The following is a 22,111-nucleotide window of genomic DNA, read 5'->3' on the forward strand; positions in this document are numbered from 1 at the left end:
GCCAAGGTAAGGCAGGCGCGATCAAAGAAAAACAGGCTATAGTTTCTGTCTGTGCGGATGTTTTCATCCGCAATCAATGGTGAGGAAACTGAAGCGACATGGATAATCTGGCGGGATTCACGGCCTTCGTACAGGCGGCAGAGACGCGCAGTTTTGTCGCGGCGGGCCGGGTGCTCGGCATTTCCGCCTCGGCCGTAGGCAAGAGCATCGCGCGGCTGGAAGAGCGCCTCGGCGTGCGCCTGTTTCACCGCAGCACGCGCAGCATCGCGCTGACCAGCGAGGGAACCGTGTTTCTCGAACGCTGCCGGCGCATCCTGGGCGAGATCGAGGCGGCCGAGCTGGAGTTATCGAATAGCAAGAGCGCGCCGCAAGGCCGGCTGCGCGTCAGCCTGCCGCAGGTGGGCAGCCTGCTCAATCCCGTGCTGGCCGCGTTCGCGCGCGCCTACCCGCTGGTGGAACTGGACCTCGATTTCAGCGACCGCCGGGTCGACGTGATCGAAGAAGGCTACGACGCCGTCGTGCGCGCGGGCGAAAGCGCCGACAGCCGTTTGATGAGCCGCCAGCTGGGCCAGTTCCAGCTGCAACTCGTGGCCGCGCCCGCCTACCTGGCGCAGCACGGCACACCCACGCTCCCGGCCGACTTGGCGCATCACACTTGCCTGCTGTACAAATTTCCCAGCAGCGGCAAGGTCGAGGCCTGGCCCTTGCCCGAGTGGCAGGCCCTGCAGGCCGCCGGCTTGCCGGCACTGCTCAACTGCAACAATGTCGAGACCCTGCTGTACTTTGCCGAAAGCGGCCTGGGCATCGCCGCCCTGCCCGACTTTGCCGTGCGCGCCGCGCTGGCCGCGGGCCGTTTGCAGCCGGTGCTGGACGCGCACCGCCAGCACGACGGCGCCCTGCGCATCCTGTGGCCCAGCAGCCGCCACCTGACGCCGAAACTGCGCGCCTTCATCGATTTCCTGGCCACCCACATGTTTGCGGAAAACTGAGTCCGCCTCCGGCGCCGCGCTCGTTGTTTCCACACGACAACTTATTTAATTTGCTACCAATTTTTAAACTTTTCGGGGACTTGATACAAGTTTTTGTGTTGCAGTGCGGAATTTTGAGGAACAATTACAGGCTGGTCGCCCTTACGTATAAACCCGTAGCCGTGGCCTGTCGACGTTTTCCTTCACTTCCGCACCACGAAAGCAATCATGTCACTCACACAATTCAAAATCGGCACCCGGCTCGGGATCGGGTTTGCTGTCGTCCTCGGCCTGCTGGTGGCCGTCTTGCTCGTCGGCCTGTACTCGATGGCGCAACTGAGCGCACGCACGCACGACATCGTGACCGACAAGAACGTCAAGATGGCCGCCGCCAATACCATGAGCGACAACGTGCGCAACATTACCCTGGCGATCACCAGCGTGGTGGTGGCGCCGACGGAAGCGCTGGTGCAGGCGGAACTGGCGAAGATCGGCGAATCGCGCAAGAAGTACGGCGCCGCCAAGGAAACCTTGCAAAAGAAAATCTCGACGGACAAGGAAACGGCCCTGATGGCCGAACTGGACGCGGCCCTGAAATCGGGCGCGCCACTGAACAACAAGGTCATCGAACTGCGCAATGCGGGCCAGACGGAAGAAGCGATCGCCTTTTTGACGCAGCAGGCGGCACCGAGCCTGAAGATCGTGCTGGGCGCGCTCGACAGCCTGGTCGCCTATGAAGCGCAGCAGGCGGCGCAGGCGGCAACGGACGCCGAGACGCTGAGCGCGAGCGCGCGCGCCTCCATGATTGCCCTGGGCAGCGTGGCCGTGCTGCTGGGCGCTTTTGTTGCCTGGATCATCACACGCTCGATCACACAGCCCATCAATGCGGCCGTCAGCGTGGCCGAAACCGTGGCCTCGGGCGACCTGTCCTCGCACATCGTCGTCAATTCCAGCGATGAAACGGGCCGCCTGCTGGGCGCCCTGAAAGCCATGAACACCAGCCTCTTGGGCGTGGTGGCGCAAGTGCGCCACGGCACGGAGGCGATCTCCACGGCATCGAGCGAAATTGCCGCCGGCAACCTCGACCTGTCTTCCCGCACGGAAGAGCAAGCCAGCTCGCTGGAAGAAACGGCGTCGGCCATGGAAGAGCTGACCTCGACCGTGAAACAGAACGCGGACAATGCGCGCCAGGCGAACCAGCTGGCGAAAAGCGCGTCGGAAGTGGCCGTGCGCGGCGGCAGCATCGTCTCGCAAGTGGTCGACACCATGGGCACCATCAACGAATCGTCGAAGAAAATCGTCGACATCATCGGCGTCATTGACGGCATCGCCTTCCAGACCAACATCCTGGCCTTGAACGCGGCCGTGGAAGCGGCGCGGGCGGGCGAACAGGGCCGTGGCTTCGCCGTCGTGGCCACCGAGGTGCGCAACCTGGCGCACCGTTCCGCCTCGGCCGCCAAGGAAATCAAGGAACTCATTGCCGCCTCGGTGGCCAACGTGGACACGGGTTCGCGCCTCGTCAATGAAGCGGGCCAGACCATGGGCGACATCGTCGACAGCATCGTGCGCGTGACCGACATCATGGGCGAGATCACTTCCGCCACGCACGAGCAGACCATCGGCATCGAACAGATCAACATGGCCATTGCCCAGATGGATGAAGTGACGCAGCAAAACGCGGCCCTGGTGGAAGAAGCGGCGGCCGCCTCGCAAAGCATGCAGGAGCAGGCGGGCGAACTGGCGCACGTGGTAGGCTTCTTTAAAACGGGCAACCATGTCGCCAGCGCTCCCAAGCTGACGCCGGTGCGCACAGCAGCGGCAGCGCCCGCCATCGCACGCCCCGCCGCCAAGCCCGCACCCGCGCGCAAGGCCATCGCGGCCGCGCCGGCACGCCGCAGCAATGCCGCCGCCGAAAGCGAGTGGGAGGAGTTTTAAGTCATAGCAGCAAGCTCCAGACGAGTAGGCCAGGCAGGAAGTTGCTGCCTGGCTTTTTTTCGTCTGCAAACAGCACTTTTTTTGCGGCAAAGCCCGCGCAATAGGCAAAAGTGCAAAACGTGCGCCGCGCATACGCTTTACAATCCTCGCTCGCTTTACAAAATATTGGTCATCATGAATCAGGCAGAACAGCAGCGCCTCCTGGCTATCCTGGAGTATTGGCACAAGATCGAATTCTTTATCCCGTTTGACCTGAATCAAATCACGGACGTTGAAGACCAGTCCACCGTGCGTCTCCTGCACCGCGAACAGCTGGCGCAATTGCCGCTGCAGTTCGCCACGCAGTGGCAAGTGCCGTCCGACCGCGAGATCGACGGCTTCTCGCTGTTCCTCGGCGTGTTCGACAAGGCTGAAATCAACAAGGTTTGTCCGCCAGCCCATGGCCCGGAAAACATTGCCGAAACAGAAAAAACAGAACTGCTGGGACGCTCGTGCTTTGCCCGCCTGAACCTCAATGCGCTGGGCGAGCCGCAGTTCGATCCCGTGTCCGTATCGACCTTGCCGTGGGCCCTGGGCCGCGCCCGCACGCCTGACTGGTCAGGCCTGAGCCTGGACGCCTTCAGCGACAGCCAGCTGGCGCTGCAAGACAGCCTGCGCAATTTCGCGGCAAGCCGCGCGCCGCAGCCAGTGACGGACGAGGCCGGCAATGTCTCGTCTCCCCTGTCCGGCGTGGAAATGGCGGCCCTGGCCGACCTGCTGCGCGACTGGGCCGGTTTCCACCCGTCGGCCGGCCAGCCGCTGGCCGTGCTGGAATTGCGCACGCGCAAGAAACGCGCCGCCGTGGCGGACGCCGATACGCTGGAGGCCAGCCAGAACCGCAGCCTGGACTTCGGCGACGCGGTGGAACCCTCGATCGATATCCTCAACAGTTTTTACCTCGATGACCTGGAACAGATCATCCGCGCCTTGCGTGGGGGCAAGCTGCCCGCGACGGTCGCCGCCTATCTGACGCCGCTGGCGCAGGAGGAGCGCATCGACCTGTACAGCCCGGCCGGACGCCAGGCGCTGGCCGCCATGCTCAATCCGGCGAACATGAACCGGGGACACTGGCTGGAAGACGCCAGCTACGCCATGAGCCTGATGCAGCAGTTCGCCATCCACGGCGCGCGCACGGGCTTGAGCGAACGGGGCATCTTTTCCGTCAACGGCCCGCCCGGCACGGGCAAGACGACCTTGTTGCGTGAATTGTTCGCCGACAACATCGTGCGTCGCGCCAGCGTGCTGTCCTGCCTGGACCGCGCCGGCGACGCCTTCATCGGCAAGGTGGCCGTGGCCTTCGAAGGCGTGCGCGACCCGATCACCATCGCGCGCCTGCGTCCGGAATTGACGGGCTTTGAAATGGTCGTCGCATCGTCGAACAATGCAGCGGTGGAAAACATTTCCGGCGACCTCCCGAAACCCAAGCAGCTGGGCAAGGAATGGGCGCGCACGCGCTACTTTGAAAGCGTGGCGCGCCGGGTCGTGGCCGACGGCAATGGCGCCAACCGCGCCCTGGGCGAGGCGGAAGCGCCATGGGGCTTGATGTCCTGTGCACTGGGCAACAGCGCCAACCGCCGCCGCTTCGTCAGCAATTTTTATGACGACGACTGGGATAAAACCACGGCGCGCAAGACGCCGAACGCACAGAATATCCGCCAATGGCTGGCCAGCTACCAGGGCGTCAGCTTCGCCCAGGCGGCGCGCGAGTTTCGCGAGACGGAACACGTGGTGGAAAAGGCCCTGGCCGAGCACGCCCAGTACGCGGCCCTGTGGCAAGCCGTGGGCACCTGCACGGAAGCCAACTTCATTGAGGCCAGCCAGCAGGCGCTGATCGCTGCCGAGCAAGAGATGGATGCGGCGAACAGCGCCCTGTCCGGCGCGCTGGCGCAGCAAGACACCCTGCTGGCCAGCAAGAAGGAATTGCTGGAAGAAGAACGCCTGGTGGCGCTAACGCAACCGGGCTTCTTTGCCCGTTTGTTCGGAACAAAACCGGCGCGCGCCTACAAGGAGGCCGTCGTCGCCAACGCCGAGGCGCAGCGCCAGGCCGCGCGCGACGTGTCCGCCATCAAGCTGCTGCTGAAGGGCGAACTGGAACCGCGCTGCGAGCGGGCCCGCAACAGCCTGCACATCGCCCTGCGCACGGCACAATCGCGCCAGCGCGAATGGGATGACAGCACGGAACTGCTGCGCCGCGCGCGCATGCGTTTCCCCACCATCATCGCGCCGGCGACCCTGGACGAGCTGGACGGTGACGCCCTGCAAATTGGCGGCCTGTGGCATGAACCGGCGCTGGCGCGCCTGCGCTCGCGCCTGTTCGCCAAGGCCCTGGCCCTGCACGAAGCGTGGCTGGCAGAAGTGGCAAAGAAGGGCGGCCCCGGCTTTGGCGGCAACTTGCTGGCTGTCTCGAAATTGCTGAAAAACAAGCGCGCCTATGACCAGTCGCACATCGCCATGGTCTGGCACAGCCTGTTCATGGTGGTGCCTGTCGTGTCGACCACGTTCGCCTCGTTCGCGCGCCAGTTCCAGGGCATGGGCCCCGAATCGCTGGGCTGGCTGTTCATCGATGAAGCGGGCCAGGCCGTGCCGCAAGCGGCGCTGGGCAGCCTGTGGCGCGCCAAGCGTGTCGTCGTCGTGGGCGACCCGCTGCAGATCGAACCCGTGTTCACGGTACCGGGCCGCCTCGTGCACACCCTGTCCGCCCTGTCGCCGCACACGCGCGATGGCAGTTATGCGCCGACGTCCGTATCCGTGCAGACCCTGGCGGACAAGGCCAACCGCTATGGCGCAGTCGTCGGCGCCGGCAGCGCACAGCCGCTATGGATCGGCAGCCCCTTGCGCGTACACCGCCGCTGCGTGGAGCCGATGTTTTCGCTGGCCAACAGCATCGCCTACGAAGACAAGATGGTCTACGGTTTAACTGAGCGCACGCCGCCGGCCGGCGCGCGGGGACTCACGCGGGGCCCAAGCTGCTGGATCGACGCTCTTGGTCCCGTCAGCTACAAGCAGGTGGTGCCCGTGCAACTCGATTTCGTGCTGGAGGTACTGCTGAAACTGTATCGCCGCGACGGCAGGCTGCCCGACATGTATGTGATTACGCCGTTCAAGGCCGTGCGCAACGAATTGCGTTCACGCATCATGGACATGGACTGGGACCGCCGCCTCGGCTATGGCAAGGCGCCGACGGCGCGCGAACTGCGCCAGTGGAGCAGCCAGATGGTGGGCACTGTGCACACCTTCCAGGGCAAGGAACAAAGCGTGGTGATGCTGGTCCTCGGCGCCGACGACAGCACGGCCGGCGCCGCGCAGTGGGCGGCGGCCACGCCAAACCTGCTCAACGTGGCCCTGACGCGCGCGCAACACCATGTGTACATCGTCGGCAACCCCTTGCTGTGGGGGCAGTTGCCGCACTTTGCACCCGCCTGCGCGCAATTGGCGCATACGGGCATGCATGAGTTCCTAGTGGAAATGGGCTAAACGGGGAAAACAAGAGTAAACGTCGTGGCGGCCGCGTCGGACGCGACCGTCGCGCTGCCGCCATGCAACTGCATGATGGCCGTGACGATGGCCAATCCTAACCCTGTGGAGGCGGCCGAATCGCTGCGGGCCGGGTCGGCGCGGTAGAAGCGCTCGAACAGGTGGGGCAAGTGGCGCGCGGGGATGGCGGGGCCGAGGTTGCTCACGCTCAATTCCACGCCCGCGCTTGTCGCGTGTGAACGCAATAAAATCGTACTGCCCGGCGCCGCGTGGCGGATGGCGTTCGACAGCAAATTGCCCAGCGCGCGGCGCAGCAGTTGCGGCTCGGCCATCACATTGCCGCTGCCGTGGCACGCCAGCGCCAGACCCCGCTCTTCGGCCAGGCCTTCAAAGAAATCGGCCAGCCTCACAAATTCGTCCTGCACGGGCAAGGCTTGCTTAATCAGGATCATCTCATCCTGCTGCGCCCGCGCCAGGAACAGCATGCTGTCGATCATGCGCGACAGCCGCTCCAGCTCTTCCACATTCGACGACACCAGTTGTTCATACTCGTGCGCGCTGCGGGGGCGGGCAAGCATCACCTGACTTTGCCCCAGCAGATTGGTGACGGGCGTGCGGAATTCATGCGCCAGGTCGGCGGAAAACTGCGACAGCCGCGCATAGCCTTCCTGCAGCCGTGCCAGCATGGCGTTCAGGGCCTGGATCAGAGGCAAGAGTTCTGTCGGCGCGCCGCTCGCCTCGAGTTGCTGCTCCAGCTTGCCCGGCCGCACCAAGGCCGCATGGGCGGCGATATTGCGCAGCGGCCGCAGTCCCCGCAGCAGCATCACGCTGGCCAGCAAGGCCGCCACCAGCGCGCTGACGGCGACGGAGACGACGATCTGCCAGCGGTAGGCGGCAAACATGGCCGTGCGGTCGCCGTAGACCCTGGCCACGGAAATGTCGGCCATCTGCGCCGGCTCGCCGATGCGCGCGCTGGCCGCCACGACCCTGGCCGGATAGCCGTCGCGGCTGGTCCAGCTGACGATGGCGCTGTCCGTGACGGGCGTATCGACGGCCACGGGAACAGCATGCGCCACCGTCTCGCCGTTCGGATTGACGTCGATCAAACGCGTGCCATCGGCGCGCACGATGCGCACCAGGGAATTTTCTTGCCCGCTCATGGTGTCGCGGAAATACTGGGGCCGTTCGCGGATGATGTCGAGGGTGCCCGCGTTACCGAGCAGCTGCTGGATCTGCCGCAGTTTGCCCAGCAACAAAATGTCGTCGCGGCGCTCGATTTCCGCCACGAATGAGCGGTACAGATGCATGCCCAGCCCGGCCGACACGAGCGCCACGATCAGCACGAACACGAGCGTGACGCGCAGGGTCAGCGAGCGGCGCAGTTGCGAGAATTTCATGCGACGCCGCTGTCGGGAGCAGATGGCGCGCGCAATTCGCAGACATAGCCCATGCCGCGCAAGGTGTGGATCAGCTTGGGTTCGAACGGATCGTCGAGCTTGCTGCGCAGGCGGCGGATGGCTGCGTCGATGACGTTGGTGTCGCTCTCGAAATTGATGTCCCACACTTGCGAAGCGATGATGGAGCGCGACAAGACCTCGCCCTGGCGCCGCGCCAACAAATGCAGCAAGCCGAATTCCTTGGCCGTCAGGGTGATGCGCTGGCCTTGCCGGCTGACCTTGCGTTTCATCACGTCGATTTCCATGTCGCCGATGCGGATCACGTCGTCTTCGCGGGGCGGCCCGCGCCGCAGCAGGGTGCGGATGCGCGCCACCAGTTCGGCAAAGGCGAACGGTTTCACCAGGTAATCGTCGGCGCCCAGCTCCAGCCCTTTCACGCGGTCCTGCACCTCGTCGCGCGCCGTGAGGAAGATCACGGGCACGTCCGCGCCGCCTTCCTGCAGCCGCAGCGCACGCAACACTTGCCAGCCATCCATGATGGGCAGCATGACGTCGAGCACGATGAGATCGGGTGACTCCGTACTGGCCATGTGCAGGCCGTCGCGGCCGTTGCGCGCCAGGCTCACCGTAAAGCCGGACTCGGCCAGGCCGCGCAGCAAATAGTCGCCCGTCTTCGGTTCGTCTTCGATGACCAGGATGCGCATGGCAGCTTTCTTGAGGAAATATGGGCCATTTTACGCCGCGCGCAGACCGCCGCGGATGATAAAAATGTCATGCGGCGATCATCTTCGCGTAGGACAACACTGGCCATACTGGCGCCACTTCACTCAATGGATAGCCACATGCACTCTCTACTTCCTGGCATTACCCTGCTGTGCCTGCTGGCCAGCCCGGCCCACGCCCAGCTGCGCAAGGTCGATGACCTCTCGCTGGCGGCAGCCAACAAGCTGGCCGATGCCGCCATGGCCGCTTGCCAGGCGCAAGGGCGGCACATCGTCGTCACCGTGCTCGACCGTGGCGGCAATGTCGTGACGCTGCAGCGCGCCGATGGCGTCGGTCCCCACAACATGGAGGCCAGCCGGCGCAAGGCCTACACGGCCCTGTCCACCAGGAGCGATACCTACGCGCTGGCCGTGGCGGCCCGCAACAATCCGGACATGAGCAATTTGACCAGCGTGCCGGAGCTACTACTGCTCGGTGGCGGCCTGCCGCTGATGGCCCAGGGGCAAGTGGCCGGCGCCATCGGCGTGGCCGGCGGCGGTGGCGCGCAGCAAGACCGCGCCTGCGCCCTGGCCGCCCTGGCCGCCATTCCCGAACTCGATTCCCCCACCCTTTGAAAGAGACAATGATGACTTACCTGAAGAAAATCACCGCCATCCTGGCCTTCGCCAGCCTGTCCAGCATGGCCCTGGCCGCCGCCAATCCCTTGAGCGTGCACATCCTCGACCTGCAAAGCGGCCAGCCGACGGCGGGCGTGACGGTGACCCTGGAGCAAAAGAAGGGTACTGACTGGAAGCAATTGAGCAGCGCCGTGACGAATGCGCAGGGGCGCATCGCGGCCATGTATCCGGCCGAGACGCCCATGCAGGCGGGCGACTACCGCATCGTCTTCAAGACGAGCGAGCACTATGCACGGCTGAAACAGGAAACCTTCTTCCCGGAAATCCCCGTGCAATTCCACGTGGAAAAGACCGACCAGCACTATCACATTCCCTTGCTGCTCTGCCCTTTCGGGTTTTCCACTTACCGGGGAAACTGACCGTTGATCACGCCACCGTCTTCGCCGTCTGGCCGAACAGCACGCTTTTCGCGTCGCCGCTGACGGTAGGCTGCACGTTGATGTCGGCCGCCCGCGCATACGCGCGCACGGTGGCGGGACGGGCGGCAATCGCCGCGAACCAGCGCGCCAGGTGCGGGAAGTCTTCCAGCGTCTGGCGCTGGCGCGCGTGCGGCACGATCCACGGGTAGATCGCCATGTCGGCGATGGAATACGTGTCGCCGGCCACGAATGCACGGTCCGCCAGGCGCTTGTTCAGCACGCCATACAGGCGGTTCGTTTCATTCACGTAGCGCGTGATGGCATAGTCGATCGGTTCGGGCGCATATTGCACGAAATGGTGGTTTTGCCCTGCCATGGGACCCAGGCCGCCCATTTGCCAGAACAGCCACTGCATGACTTCGGCGCGCCCGCGCACATCCATCGGCAGGAATTGCCCGCTTTTCTCGGCCAGGTATTGCAAAATCGCGCCCGACTCGAACAGGGACAGGGGCGCGCCGCCATCGGCCGGCGCCTGGTCGACGATGGCGGGGATGCGGTTGTTCGGCGCGATGGCGAGAAACTCGGGCTTGAACTGCTCGCCCTTGCCGATATGCACGGGAATGATGTTGTAGGGGATGCCCGCTTCTTCCAGGAACATCGTCACTTTGTGCCCGTTGGGCGTGGTCCAGTAATACAGGTCGATCATCGTGGTCTTTCCAGGTAGATAGGTGGGACAAGCGGTGGGGCAGGCGGACTTGGCATAACTATTGTCGCGCCGCAACGGATATGCATGGATATAATGCCACGTAAGCGAAAAACAAGACGGCGCCCAGTCAGGGCAAGCACCCACTAGCACCGTCACGCAGGCATCCCCACATTCCCGAGCACAAACCAAGAAAGCCGACCATGCGCAAACTCCTGATCGTCACGCTGTCCGTCCTGCTGTCAGGCTGTGTCCAGGACTTCGCCATCTATATGTTCGATGGGCAAGACCACTCCCTGACCGTGCGCCGCCAGCAACGTTATTTTTGGCAAGATACCGTGGAAGTGCAGCTGATGGCGACCAATCTGCCGCAATGCCAGCGCCTGCATACCCTGTCGACGGATGCGCCAGCCGACATCACCGTCGAGCTGTTCGCGGCCGGCGATGGCGTGTGGAACATCCGCATGGGCAAGCAACTGTGGCAGGCGGAAACAACTACCTGCAATGAGCTGACGGAAATGGAAAACGACCCGAAAGCCGACCTGGGCCAGCCGGTCGGGCAATTCGTGGTCGTCGATGACAAGCTGGAATTCGAACCGGCGCCGCAAGCGGCGGCGCCAGCCCAGTAAGGCCTTAGCGCGCCGCCAAACTGCGCAGCGGCTTTTTCGCCACGGCGCGTGGCGCGCCAGCGGCCGCCAGACGCGGCGACGTCCCAGGTTCCTGCGCCGACAGCTTGAAGCGCGCCACCAGTTGCGCCAGCACGGCCGCCTGGTCCTGCATGCTCGACGCCGCTGCCGCCGCCTGTTCCACCAGGGCCGCATTTTGCTGCGTCACGCTATCCATCTCCGTGATCGCCTGGTTGACGTGGCCAATACCCGTGCTTTGCTCGTGCGAGGCGGCCGTGATGTCGGCCATGATATCGGTTACGCGCGAGACGGAAGCGACCACCTGATCCATGGTCGTGCCGGCCTGTGCGACGAGGGTACTGCCGGCGGCGATGCTGTCGACGGAAGCGCCGATGAGTTCCTTGATTTCCTTCGCAGCGCCAGCGGAGCGTTGGGCCAGATTGCGCACCTCCGACGCCACCACGGCAAAACCGCGCCCCTGTTCGCCCGCGCGGGCCGCTTCCACGGCCGCATTCAGGGCCAGGATATTCGTCTGGAAGGCGATGCCGTCGATGACGCCGATGATATCGACGATCTTGCGCGACGAGGCGTTGATGGTGTCCATGGTGCCGATCACTTGCGCCACCACGGCGCCGCCCTGGCGCGCCACGGCGGAAGCCGATTGCGCCAGTTCATTCGCCTGCACGGCATTGCCCGCGTTCTGTGTCACGGTCGAGGTCAATTCTTCCATCGAGGCGGCCGTTTCTTCCAGCGAACTGGCTTGCATTTCCGTGCGCGCCGACAAGTCCATATTGCCGCTGGCAATCTCGCTCGATGCCGTGGCAATCGTCTCGGCGCTGTGGCGGATTTCACTGATCGCATCGACCAGGTTGGCCTGCATGGTTTTCATCGCGTACAGCACGCTGTGGCGGTCGCTGGCATGCGTACGCACGGCGCCGCTCAGATCGTTATTCGCGATCTGGGCGGCCACGTCGGCCGCATACTCGGGATCGCCGCCCAGCGCGTGGCGCAGGCTGCGGTTGATCGCCACGACGACGGCCGCCAGCAGGCCGCACACCAGCACCAGCACGCCCAGCGAGGTCAGCAGTGACTGGCGGAAGGCCGCGTCGATATCGTCCATGTAGACACCCACCACGATGGTCCAGCTCCATGGCTTGTAAGCCACCACGCGGCTCATCTTCGGCTCGGGGTTTTTCTGGCCGGGACGGGGGAAATAATAGTGGACGAAACCCTTGCCCGCCTCGCTCTTGCCGACGGCGACGATATCGCGGTACAGATAGGTGCCGTTGGCATCTTTAAAATCCGACATGTTCTTGCCATTGGTTTGCGGCGCGGCGGGGTTCATCACGACGACGGCATCGAGGTTGATGATGGACAAATATCCGGTCTCGCCGAAACGCATGCTCTTGATGACGGCCGTGGCCTGCTTCTGCGCCTCTTCCTGCGTCAAGGCGCCGCTGGCAGCCAGGTCGCCGAACATCTTGACGGCGCCCAGGCCCAGGTCGGCGGCATTGCTCAAGTCGGCGCTGCGCTCCTCGATGCGGATCTTGCGCACTTCCAGCGCGTTATAGACAAAAATAACGGTGATGCACAACAGGCTGCAAATCAGGGGAATCCATAACTTCTGCTGGAACGTCAATTTCTTCATGCTGTGTCTCCAACTATCTATTTGCGGCGGTGGGGCGTGGCCCGCGTCCTGCCCGGCAGGCCAGGAATGCGGCGGCGACGGTGCTCTGGCGGCACCGTTCAGACTGCTCCAGCATACGCTCGAACGACCGATATTTACAATGCCGGGAAGCAATGATTTTTGCCCGGTGTTGTTAATGCGTTGCGACAATTGATGAGAATTGATGCTGCATTGCAGTAAAAAAGCAGGCAGATAGGCGCTGGCAAGGCAGGCGGGGGGGCGTGCATGTGTCAAAATGCATGCCGGATACAAGATGAATCACGAAAGCACAGCATGACCAAGAATGAAGCCATGAAACGCATCAACGACCGCCTGGGCAAACCCACCCTGACGGACAAGAACACGCATTTTGCCAGCGTCGCCAGCTGTGGCACGGACGAAGGCTGGTGGCTGAAGATCCCTTTCCTGACCTTCAAGCAGGAATTGCACTTCATCCTCAACAATGAGAAAACGAAAAGCTTCCAGCACCTGAAAATCGGCGCCAACCAGATCCTCAGCCCGGGCATGAAGTTCCGCAGCACGGGCGGCGCGGCCGACGCCTTCATGTCGGCCTCGGCGCCGAAACGCCTGGTCGACTTGCTCGACGGCGGCAGCAAGTACAACTTTACAAAACACTTCGTCAACGATTATCGCTACTGATGCACAGCCGTGCTGCCGTCGCCTGGCGGCAGTCGCGGCGGCAGCCAGGCCCTGATCAAATGCTGGGCGATGTCGAGCGCGTCGTCGCGGCTGGTGCCGAAATGCAGGGGATAGCCCCAGAACTTGCCAAATAGCACGGCAAAAGCCTTGCCGGCCAGACGCTTGGCCGCGCTCGGTTCGATCAGCACCATGCCCTGGATATACGCGCGGATGGCAGCCTTGTTCTGCTTCATCCACAGTACGGCGCGCTTGCGCTCCTCCTGCGGGTATGCATGCCCGTCCTCATCAAAGCCTTCCTCGCTGAGGATGACAAACGCCTGCCGGCGCGCCAGCAGGGCCTCGAACTGGGCGAACAGCACGTCGGCCTGGGCGCCGGACACGCCGTCGCGGCGCATCCAGACGAAGGGAAAAGTGGACAAATCGAGTTGCATGGGAGACTCCTTCAGGGGTTGCCGTTCTTCCTCACCTTCATCAGAACACTGGCGGCGGCGGTTGCCGTTGAAGCGGGGCTGCGGATGCCCATACGATACCGTTGGCGGCATTGCGCGTCATTGCATAAAATAGCCACAATATTATTCAATCCAGCCAAAGCTCCCTATGCCCCATGCCCTCTTGCCAAGCATGCTGATGGCCCACCTGGGCCTGGATGATGACGCCTCCATCCTCGATTTCGACGTCGATGGCGTGCTGCGGCCCTTGCTGGCCGTGGGTCTGGCCAGCGTGCGCGAGGACGCGGAACAGGCGCCGCACCAGCACCGCAAGGGGCAGCTGCTGTACGCCACGCGGGGCGTGATTCATTGCGAAGTGGACAGCGGCGTGTGGATCGTGCCGCCCCAGTGCGCCGTGTGGATACCGGGCGGTCTGATGCACGCCGCACAGGGCGTGGGCGAGGCGCAATGCTATTGCCTGTTTATCGAGCCGGCCATGGCGCCGGCCTTGCCCGCCGTCTGCTGCACCGTGGCCGTCTCGCCCTTGCTGCGCGAACTGATCGCCAAGGCGGCCGGCTTTCCCACCCTGGCCGCGCTGCAGGGCGCGCAGGAGCGCCTGGTGCTCACGCTGCTCGACGAACTGGCGGCCGCGCCCGTGGAAGACTTGCATTTGCCGATGCCGCGCGATGCGCGCCTGCGCCGTCTGGCCGCCCTGCTACTGGCGCAGCCAGCCGATAAAAGCACCCTGGCCGGATGGGCCAGCCGCATCGGCATGAGCGAGCGCAGCATGAGCCGGCAGTCAATGGAGGAAATGGGCATGAGCGTGGGCCGCTGGCGCCGGCAATTGCACGTCATCCTTGCCTTGCAACGGCTGGCGCAAGGGCACAGCGTGAAAGCCGTGGCGCTGGAACTGGGCTATGAAAACACCAGCGGTTTTGTCACCATGTTCCGCAAGGCCGTGGGCATGCCGCCGGCGCGCTATCTGGCGCAACGGGAATCCAAGAGAATATAAAAGCACATGAAAAAAGGCGGCATTTGCCGCCTTCGTCATTCATCGTCGCCGAAAAATCAGCTTTCGCGTGCCAGCGCCAGAAATTCCGTGCGCAGCGCCAGGTTCGGCTGCATCTCGCCCAGCATGGCCGAGGTGATGGTTTCTTCGCCCGGCGTGCGGATGCCGCGGCTTTCCATGCACAGGTGGCGGCAGCGTACGACCACGCCCACCGATTTCGGTTCCAGCACTTCCATCAGGGCATTGGCGATCTGCATCGTCATGCGTTCCTGCACTTGCAGGCGCTTGGAGAAGCAATCGACGAGGCGCGTCAGTTTCGACAGGCCGACGATCTTGCCGTTGGGCACGTAGCCAATGGTGGCCTTGCCAAAGAACGGCGCCAGATGGTGTTCGCAGTGGCTGTAGACGGGGATGCCGCGCACGACGATCAGCTCGTTGTACTGTTCCGCACCATCTTCAAAGGCTTTCAACAAATCCACCGGATCCTGGCCGTAGCCCGACGTCCAGTGCTTCCAGGCTTTCGCCACGCGCGCTGGCGTTTCCAGCAAGCCAGGACGCTGCGGGTCTTCGCCAAAGCTGCTGATCAGCCGGCGCCAGTCGTTTTCGGAGAATTCTTCTTGAGACATGCTAAACCACCCTAAAATTTTCAATTGCCGCCAGTATATAGAAAATGCGGCAAGCTGCCCGAGCAGCCCCTGCTTTGCCTATACGGTGGGCGGACGGTGCGCCCGCACCAGCAGCGCGGAAATCGACACGCTCGAACTCGCTTCCGGCCACGCATCGCCGGGGCCGAACCAGCGCGCCTCGGCGATCTCGTTCTCGTCAAGGCGGATCTCGCCATCGAGGTAATCGGCCGTAAACGCGATCATCAGCGAATGGGGAAAGGGCCAGGACTGGCTCATGAAGTACTGCAAGTTATGCACGCGCAAGCCCACCTCTTCCATCACTTCGCGGTGCACGGCTTCCTCGATCGATTCGCCCGCTTCCAGGAAACCGGCAAGCGGACTGAAACGCTGCGATGGCGAATGCTTGTGCATCGCCAGCAGCACCTGGTCGCCCTTGCGGATGAGCACCATCATGGCCGGCGAAATGCGCGGGTACGCCAGCATGCCGCAAGCGGCGCAGGTGAAACAGCGTTCGCCGCGCGTGCGGCGCATGGGCGCGGCGCACACGCCGCAATGGCGGTGCGTGCGCGCCCACTCGGCCAGCTGCACGGCGCGGCTGGCCAGGCCCAGGAAAGCGTCGTCGACGGCATTAAACAGCGAACGCATGCCGTGCCAGGCCAGGCTGCCAGCAGCGGGCAAGACGTCGTCATCCGTCCAGACGGTCTGGCAATAACGGCCCTGCCACAGGCCCACGGGCTGGGCGCGGTGCAGGTCGATATCGAGCGCGGCCGCCTCGGCGGCAGTGGGCAGGGTCAGCTCGGGCGTACGCAACAGCAGGCGCCCGCGGTGGAAGACAAAGGTGAGCGTCTCGCTGGCGGCCGGGGCCGGTTCAGGCGCATCGATCAGGGGGACGAAGGCATCGGGAGTCTGCAGCATGCTCGGAAGAAATTTGTAAAGGTTGCTCATCATACTCTGGCCGGCGGACGCTTGCGCGCATAGCAGCGGCAGGGCCGCAAAGCAAGCATTCATGGGCCATGACAGTGTATTTTTTGCGGCACACCCAATCCGTTGCGTAAACGATACTGATAACGATTCTCATTTACGAAATAGCGCCCAGTTATTACAATACGGCCTTCCGTCTCCATCGCCAGCCACTTGCCCGCATGCCCAAGCACAGCGGCGCAGAGCCAGCCAGGAACCACTACCTGACCTTATCGAGAGAGCAAGATGGCAATCAAGAGCCGCAAACACGCCCCAACCCGTTTCAACCAGCACATCGGCGCCGCCCTGGCCGTGATGCTGCTGCCCGTCGCCGCCCAGGCGGCAGACCCGGCCGGCCAGAGCGCCCCGGCAGCGCAGCAAACCCTGAACGAAATCAAGGTCGTGGGCTCCAAGGAAAATGATTTCAAGGCCGAAAAAGCCTCGTCGCCGAAATACACGGAAGAGCTGGTCAACACGCCGCAAACCATCGTCGTGATCAAGAAGGAATTGATCGAACAGCAAGGCGCGCTGACCCTGACGGACGCGCTGCGCAACACGCCTGGCGTCGGCACGTTCTTCCTCGGTGAAAACGGCAACACGAACACGGGCGACGCCGTCTACATGCGCGGTTTCGATTCGTCCGGCAGCATCTATGTCGATGGCGTGCGCGACGTGGGTTCCATCTCGCGCGACGTCTTCAACATCGAACAGATCGACGTCTTGAAAGGCCCGGCAGGCACGGACAGTGGCCGCGGTTCGCCAACCGGTTCGATCAATCTGGTCAGCAAGACGGCGACCATGGAAAACAAATTCAATTCGCTGCTGACGGCGGGCAGCGGCAAGCAGAAACGCGCCACGGCCGACTGGAACCGCGTGCTCGACAGCGACTCGGGCACGGCCATGCGCCTGAACCTGATGACGCAGGACAGCGGCAACGCGGCGCGCGATGAAGTCAAGAACAAACGCTGGGCCTTCGCGCCCACCGTCACCTTCGGTATCGGCAAACCGACGCGCATCACGGCCAGCTACCTGCACGTGGATCAAAACAACGTGCCCGACGGCGGCGTGCCGACCATCGGCTTGCCTGGCTACTCGGCGCCGGACGTCGCCACGAAGGAGCAACCGGTCATCCGCACCTTCCTGAACAGCGCCGCCAGGGTCGACCCGAAGAATTTCTACGGTTCCACCGCGGACTACGACAAGGTCAAGGCCGACATGGGCACCTTGCGCATCGACCATGATTTCTCGCCGAACGTGCAGATCCAGAACACCACGCGCTACGGCAAGACCCAGCAGGACTACCTGCTGACGGCCTTCATGGGCAGCATGGGCAACCTGAAGACGCCGGCCCCGACCGATCCGTCGACCTGGACCCTGGCGCGCTCGCTGCGCACCGTGAAGGACCAGGAAAACACGATCCTGACCAACCAGACCGTGGTCAGCGCGCAATTCGACACGGGCGTGCTGAAGCACTCCCTGGTGGCAGGCGCCGAGTTCACCAGCGAAAAACAGACCAACTACAGCTATGTGCCAGCCACCCTGGGCACCTTGCCGGCAGCGAACCTGTACCACCCGAATCCGCGCGACACCGTCACCGGCCACAACCCCGTGCGCAGCGGCGCCTTCACGGAAGGCGAAGTCAACACGCAAAGCCTGTATGTGTTCGACACCGTCAAGTTCGGCGACAAGTGGCTCTTCAACGGCGGCGTGCGCTTCGACCACTTCAACACCACGTATGACGCCGTCACCCTGCAAGGAGCCGTGACTGCGCCTGCAGTGCAACCATTGCCGGTCGGCACGCGAATTCCTGCCCACCTGACCCTGAGCGACACCTTGGCCAACGGCAAGATCTCGGCCATGTACAAGCCGACGCCGGACAGCAGCGTGTACGCCTTGCTGGCCACGTCGAAAGCGCCGCCAGGCACCAATTTTGCCCTGAGCAGCGCCGCCAACAGCGCGCAAAACCTGAACTATGACCCACAGGAAACCATCACCAAGGAAATCGGCACCAAGTGGGACTTCCTGAAGCAAAAACTGTCGCTGTCGGCCGCCGTCTACCAGACCACCGTCAAGAATGAAGTGGAACAGGATCCTGTCATCTCGACCATTTATTACCAGACGGGCAAGAAGCGCGTGCAAGGCCTGGAACTGGGCGTGGTGGGCGAGATCATGCCGAACTGGCTGGTCAGCGCCGGCTACACGCGCATGAATACCAAGGTCGAGTCGGGCAAGGTCGTCACGGCCAGCGGCATCAATAACCTCAGCTACACGCCTAAACAGGCGTTCACCAGCTGGACCTCGTACACCCTGCCGTTCGGCCTGAAGATCGGCGGCGGCGCGCGTTACGTGGGTGAAATGCTACGCGGCACCGATGGCGCCGTCGGCACGCCGGCCCGCGTGGATGCCTATTGGGTTGTCGACGCCATGGCAACCTACACCGTCAACAAGAACCTCGACTTGCAGTTGAACGCCTACAACCTGGCCGACAAGACCTATGTGGCAGCCATCAACAAGTCCGGCTTCCGCTACACCCCGGGCCAGCCCCGTTCGTTCAGCCTGACGGCGAATGTCAAGTTCTAAACACACATTGCGTCACATCGGGCCCCTCTTCGGAGGGGCTTTTTTATTGTCCTGATAATCTTGCTTTTTTGGCGTAGCGCCACCCTGCCGCGACTAGCGTATGAAAAGTCATACAGCGATGCGCTTGCGCGTCCAATATTTCGCGCAAGCATGCAAGATTGCGACATCTTTGCAACAAAAAATCCTCCTGAAATCAACAACTTAAGAAGTTAGGGTGCAAATTCCGATTTCAGGCATATCCTTTGCTATGTACAGGTTTTGCTGCAAATAATCGCTGGCACGCAAGGGCTTGTTTTTGAGAAATATTGACTCCAAGCTTGAGTTGCTCGCTATCAATAATCCGCTCACAGCGGCGTTTCACCGGAGGAGTCAAAATGAAAAAGAAACGGCCATTAACCCTGTACATCCTGATTGCCATGATCCTCGGCATTGCCGTGGGCTATGGATGCAACACCGCCTTCCCTGATGCCAAGCTCAGCGCCCAGATCGCTGGCAATATTTCCATCGTCACCGACGTCTTCCTGCGCCTGATCAAGATGATCATTGCGCTGCTGGTGTTCTCCACCCTGACGGTCGGTATCGCCCACATGGGCGACGGCAAGACGGCGGGCCGCATCGGCCTGAAAGCCATGTGCTGGTTCGTCGTCGCCTCGCTGGTGTCGCTGGCGCTGGGCATGGTGCTGTCGAACCTGATGCAGCTCGGAACCAACCTCGGTTTGCCTTTGCCGGACGTACACGCGTCGACCAACTTGAAAACGGCCGCCTTCACCTTGAAAGATTTCTTCACGCACCTGGTGCCGAAGTCGCCGATCGAGGCCATGGCCAACAATGAAATCCTGCAAGTGCTGGTGTTCTCGATCTTCTTCGGCGGCGCACTGGCCGGCCTGGGCGAATCGGGCAAGACCCTGACGGCCGTCGTCGACCAGCTGGCGCAAGTCATGCTGCGCATCACCGGCACCATCATGAACCTGGCCCCGCTGGCCGTGTTCGCTGCCATGGCCTCCGTCATCACCACCCACGGCCTGGGCGTGCTCGTCACGTTTGCCAAGTTCATGGGCGGCTTCTACGTAGGCCTGCTGTGCCTGTGGGCCCTGCTGATCGGCGCCGGCTTCGTCGTCATCGGCCCGCGCATCTTCAAACTGGTCGGCCTGATCCGCGAACCGTTCCTGCTGGCATTCTCGACGGCCAGCTCGGAAGCTGCGTATCCAAAACTGCTGACGGCGCTCGACCAGTTCGGCGTGGACCGCAAGATTTCCAGCTTTGTATTGCCAATGGGCTACTCCTTCAACCTCGATGGCTCGATGATGTACTGCACCTTTGCCGTGCTGTTCATCGCGCAAGCCTATGGTATCGACCTGTCGCTCGGCACCCAGATCACCATGCTGCTGCTGCTGATGCTGACCTCGAAAGGCATGGCCGGCGTACCGCGCGCCTCGCTGGTGGTGATTGCCGCTACCCTGAACCAGTTCAATATTCCGGAAGCGGGCTTGCTGCTGCTGATGGGCGTCGACCAATTCCTCGACATGGGCCGTTCGGCCACCAACGCGGTCGGCAATGCCGTCGCCACGGCCGTCGTCGCCAAGTGGGAAGGTGGCCTGGCCACCGAGGAAGAAGCAGCCGCAGCCAACGCGGCCAACCTGAACACGGAAAGCCATTGGGGCGAAGCGGATCACGCTAGCAAAGCCTGATAGCGCCATGGCCCGCCACAAGCGGGCCATTTATTTGTTGTCGATGTTGAGTAACAAGCAGTCAGGTAGTGCGATCAGTAGTCATCCCAACTTATTAGAGAGATTTTCATGAAAAAAGTCCTGTTTACCCTGCTGGCCCTTGGCGCAGCTTCCGGCGGCGCGCTGGCCCAATCGAACGTGACCATGTATGGCGTGGCAGACGCCGGCCTGGTGTTCGACAAGGATGCGGCTGGAGACCGCCTGAACCGCGTCGCTTCCGGCGTCGCCTCGGGCTCGCGCATCGGCTTCAAAGGCAAGGAAGACCTCGGTGGTGGCCTGGCCGCCACCTTCGTGCTGGAAAGCGGTTTCAATATCGACACCGGTACCTCGGGCCAGGGCGGCCGGCTGTTCGGCCGCCAGGCGTACGTCGGCCTGACCGGCAGCGCCGGCGCCGTCACCCTGGGCCGCCAATACTCTCCGTACTACCTGGCCCTGCGCGACGTGGCCGATCCGTTTGTCATCGGCCTGGCCGGCACGGCATCGAACATTATGGCGACGAATTACCGCGTCGATAACATGGTGCAATACAGCACGCCGACCTGGAGCAAGCTGTCGGCCGACCTGGCGTATGGCTTTGGCGAAGTGGCCGGCGACAATGCGAAAAACCGCAGCATGGGCGGCGCCGTGCATTACATCGACGGCCCGCTGAACGTGACCCTGACGCACCACCGCATGGAAGATTTGCAGGCGAAGCAAACGCGCAACACCCTGCTGGCCACGCGCTATGACTTTGGCGTCGTGCAAGGCAACTTCGGCTATGCCGACAACCGCGCCCGTGACAACAGCAAGAGCAACGACATCCTGCTCGGTCTCAGCGCACCGTTCGGCGCCGCCAAACTGGTCGCGTCGTACATCCGCCACAACGACAAGAGCAACGCAAACCGTGACGCCCAGCAGTGGGCCATCGGCGCGTTCTACGCCCTGTCCAAGCGCAGCGACCTGTACACCGGTTACGGCCACATCAGCAACAAGAACGGCGCCACCTTCGTCGTCGGCAATGCCACCGACGATGGCACCGGCACCAGCGGTTTCAATTTAGGTATGCGCCACACCTTCTGATCGCGGCTCACGCTAGCGCAGGCCGCCGGATGCACATCCGGCGGCTTTTTTATTTCCGCGATTACTTAAATGCGATACTGTGGGTTCTTGCAAGTTGGCAGCTGATTTTATGAATAGCAGTAACAAACCCTCCCTTTCCTGGCGCCAGCGCCTGTCACAACGGTCGGGCCGCGAAACGCTGGCCTGGGGCGTGGTGCTGGCCGCCTGTCTGGCCACCGTCTGGCTCGTGTATTTCTGGACCGAACGCATCGCCATCGGCAAGCTGCAGGCCAGCGGCGCGCAACGCCTGGAGGTGTATGTCAGCAGCCTGGAAAACGCGCTGGAGAAATACGACTTCCTGCCCAAGACGCTGGAACTGAACCGCGACGTGATCCGTCTGCTGCAGCACCCGGAAGATCCGGTGCTGGTCGATACGGTCAACCATTACCTTGAGCAGATGAATGCCCAGGCGAAATCGTCGACCATTTTCATCAGCAACCTGGACGGCAACACGCG

The 22,111-nt window shown here is 62.8% G+C and carries 18 protein-coding genes; 11 read left to right on the top strand and 7 right to left on the bottom strand.

Going from position 1 to position 22,111, the window contains the following annotated elements; all coding sequences use genetic code 11:
- Nucleotides 1-98 precede the first annotated feature (98 nt).
- The 3 genes from AC54AF_RS15210 (at nt 99) to AC54AF_RS15220 (ending at nt 6,416) form a co-directional block, all read left to right on the top strand.
- Nucleotides 99-989, top strand: coding sequence for a LysR family transcriptional regulator (locus AC54AF_RS15210; protein WP_496637201.1), 891 nt, complete (start codon nt 99-101; stop codon nt 987-989).
- Nucleotides 990-1,196: 207 nt separating this feature from the next.
- Nucleotides 1,197-2,903 carry a methyl-accepting chemotaxis protein gene (locus AC54AF_RS15215; RefSeq protein ID WP_496637202.1) on the top strand — a complete coding sequence of 569 codons (1,707 nt, stop codon included), beginning with the start codon at nt 1,197-1,199 and terminating at the stop codon, nt 2,901-2,903.
- 174 nt (nt 2,904-3,077) lie between these two features.
- Entirely contained in the window at nt 3,078-6,416 is a 3,339-nt protein-coding gene (locus tag AC54AF_RS15220) for a DEAD/DEAH box helicase (RefSeq protein WP_496637203.1), read from the top strand.
- Here the strand turns inward: AC54AF_RS15220 and AC54AF_RS15225 are convergent.
- On the bottom strand, nt 6,413-7,813 hold the full coding sequence (locus AC54AF_RS15225; RefSeq protein WP_496637204.1) for a heavy metal sensor histidine kinase: 1,401 nt from the start codon (nt 7,811-7,813) through the stop codon (nt 6,413-6,415). The genes AC54AF_RS15220 and AC54AF_RS15225 overlap by 4 nt on opposite strands.
- The gene (locus AC54AF_RS15230) at nt 7,810-8,517 is read right to left on the bottom strand and encodes a heavy metal response regulator transcription factor (RefSeq protein WP_496637205.1); all 708 of its coding nucleotides are present in this window, start codon (nt 8,515-8,517) and stop codon (nt 7,810-7,812) included. The genes AC54AF_RS15225 and AC54AF_RS15230 overlap by 4 nt, the downstream gene beginning before the upstream one ends.
- 138 nt (nt 8,518-8,655) lie before the next feature.
- Between AC54AF_RS15230 and AC54AF_RS15235 the strand changes: the two genes are divergently transcribed.
- Nucleotides 8,656-9,150, top strand: coding sequence for a GlcG/HbpS family heme-binding protein (locus tag AC54AF_RS15235; RefSeq protein WP_496637206.1), 495 nt, complete (start codon nt 8,656-8,658; stop codon nt 9,148-9,150).
- A gap of 8 nt (nt 9,151-9,158) precedes the next feature.
- Complete coding sequence (uraH, locus tag AC54AF_RS15240; RefSeq protein WP_496637207.1) at nt 9,159-9,572, top strand: hydroxyisourate hydrolase; 414 nt, start codon at nt 9,159-9,161, stop codon at nt 9,570-9,572.
- Between the two features lie 7 nt (nt 9,573-9,579).
- Here uraH and AC54AF_RS15245 read toward each other — a convergent pair whose 3' ends face one another.
- Nucleotides 9,580-10,278, bottom strand: a complete 699-nt coding sequence (locus tag AC54AF_RS15245) for a glutathione binding-like protein (RefSeq protein WP_496637208.1) — start codon at nt 10,276-10,278, stop codon at nt 9,580-9,582.
- Nucleotides 10,279-10,478: 200 nt separating this feature from the next.
- On the opposite strand from AC54AF_RS15245, the gene AC54AF_RS15250 reads away from it, so the two are divergent.
- Nucleotides 10,479-10,904, top strand: coding sequence for a hypothetical protein (locus tag AC54AF_RS15250; RefSeq protein WP_131688880.1), 426 nt, complete (start codon nt 10,479-10,481; stop codon nt 10,902-10,904).
- A 4-nt stretch (nt 10,905-10,908) separates the two neighbouring features.
- On the opposite strand, the gene AC54AF_RS15255 is transcribed toward AC54AF_RS15250, so the two are convergent.
- Nucleotides 10,909-12,549: a methyl-accepting chemotaxis protein gene (locus tag AC54AF_RS15255; protein WP_496637209.1), complete on the bottom strand. Its 1,641-nt coding sequence runs from the start codon at nt 12,547-12,549 to the stop codon at nt 10,909-10,911.
- Between the two features lie 312 nt (nt 12,550-12,861).
- Between AC54AF_RS15255 and AC54AF_RS15260 the strand changes: the two genes are divergently transcribed.
- Entirely contained in the window at nt 12,862-13,227 is a 366-nt protein-coding gene (locus AC54AF_RS15260) for a hypothetical protein (RefSeq protein WP_131688878.1), read from the top strand.
- Here AC54AF_RS15260 and AC54AF_RS15265 read toward each other — a convergent pair.
- Nucleotides 13,221-13,658 carry a hypothetical protein gene (locus AC54AF_RS15265; protein WP_496637210.1) on the bottom strand — a complete coding sequence of 146 codons (438 nt, stop codon included), beginning with the start codon at nt 13,656-13,658 and terminating at the stop codon, nt 13,221-13,223. The genes AC54AF_RS15260 and AC54AF_RS15265 overlap by 7 nt on opposite strands.
- 166 nt (nt 13,659-13,824) lie before the next feature.
- Here AC54AF_RS15265 and AC54AF_RS15270 point away from each other — a divergent pair, with 166 nt between their 5' ends.
- The gene (locus tag AC54AF_RS15270; RefSeq protein WP_496637211.1) at nt 13,825-14,667 is read left to right on the top strand and encodes an AraC family transcriptional regulator; all 843 of its coding nucleotides are present in this window, start codon (nt 13,825-13,827) and stop codon (nt 14,665-14,667) included.
- Between the two features lie 56 nt (nt 14,668-14,723).
- Here AC54AF_RS15270 and folE read toward each other — a convergent pair whose 3' ends face one another.
- Both folE and nudC read right to left on the bottom strand, forming a co-directional pair.
- The gene (gene folE, locus AC54AF_RS15275; protein ID WP_034754386.1) at nt 14,724-15,290 is read right to left on the bottom strand and encodes a GTP cyclohydrolase I FolE; all 567 of its coding nucleotides are present in this window, start codon (nt 15,288-15,290) and stop codon (nt 14,724-14,726) included.
- A 78-nt stretch (nt 15,291-15,368) separates the two neighbouring features.
- Nucleotides 15,369-16,205, bottom strand: coding sequence for an NAD(+) diphosphatase (gene nudC / locus AC54AF_RS15280; protein ID WP_496637212.1), 837 nt, complete (start codon nt 16,203-16,205; stop codon nt 15,369-15,371).
- A gap of 291 nt (nt 16,206-16,496) precedes the next feature.
- On the opposite strand from nudC, the gene AC54AF_RS15285 reads away from it, so the two are divergent.
- The 3 genes from AC54AF_RS15285 to AC54AF_RS15295 all read left to right on the top strand — a co-directional run bounded on the left by AC54AF_RS15285 (nt 16,497) and on the right by AC54AF_RS15295 (nt 21,616).
- Nucleotides 16,497-18,830 (top strand): catecholate siderophore receptor Fiu, encoded by a 2,334-nt coding sequence (locus AC54AF_RS15285; RefSeq protein WP_496637213.1) that lies wholly within the window; start codon nt 16,497-16,499, stop codon nt 18,828-18,830.
- 374 nt (nt 18,831-19,204) lie between these two features.
- Entirely contained in the window at nt 19,205-20,518 is a 1,314-nt protein-coding gene (locus AC54AF_RS15290; protein WP_496637214.1) for a dicarboxylate/amino acid:cation symporter, read from the top strand.
- Between the two features lie 108 nt (nt 20,519-20,626).
- Nucleotides 20,627-21,616: a porin gene (locus AC54AF_RS15295; protein ID WP_496637215.1), complete on the top strand. Its 990-nt coding sequence runs from the start codon at nt 20,627-20,629 to the stop codon at nt 21,614-21,616.
- The last annotated feature ends 495 nt before the right edge of the window (nt 21,617-22,111 follow it).

This window comes from Janthinobacterium sp. JF4, assembly GCF_059617925.1.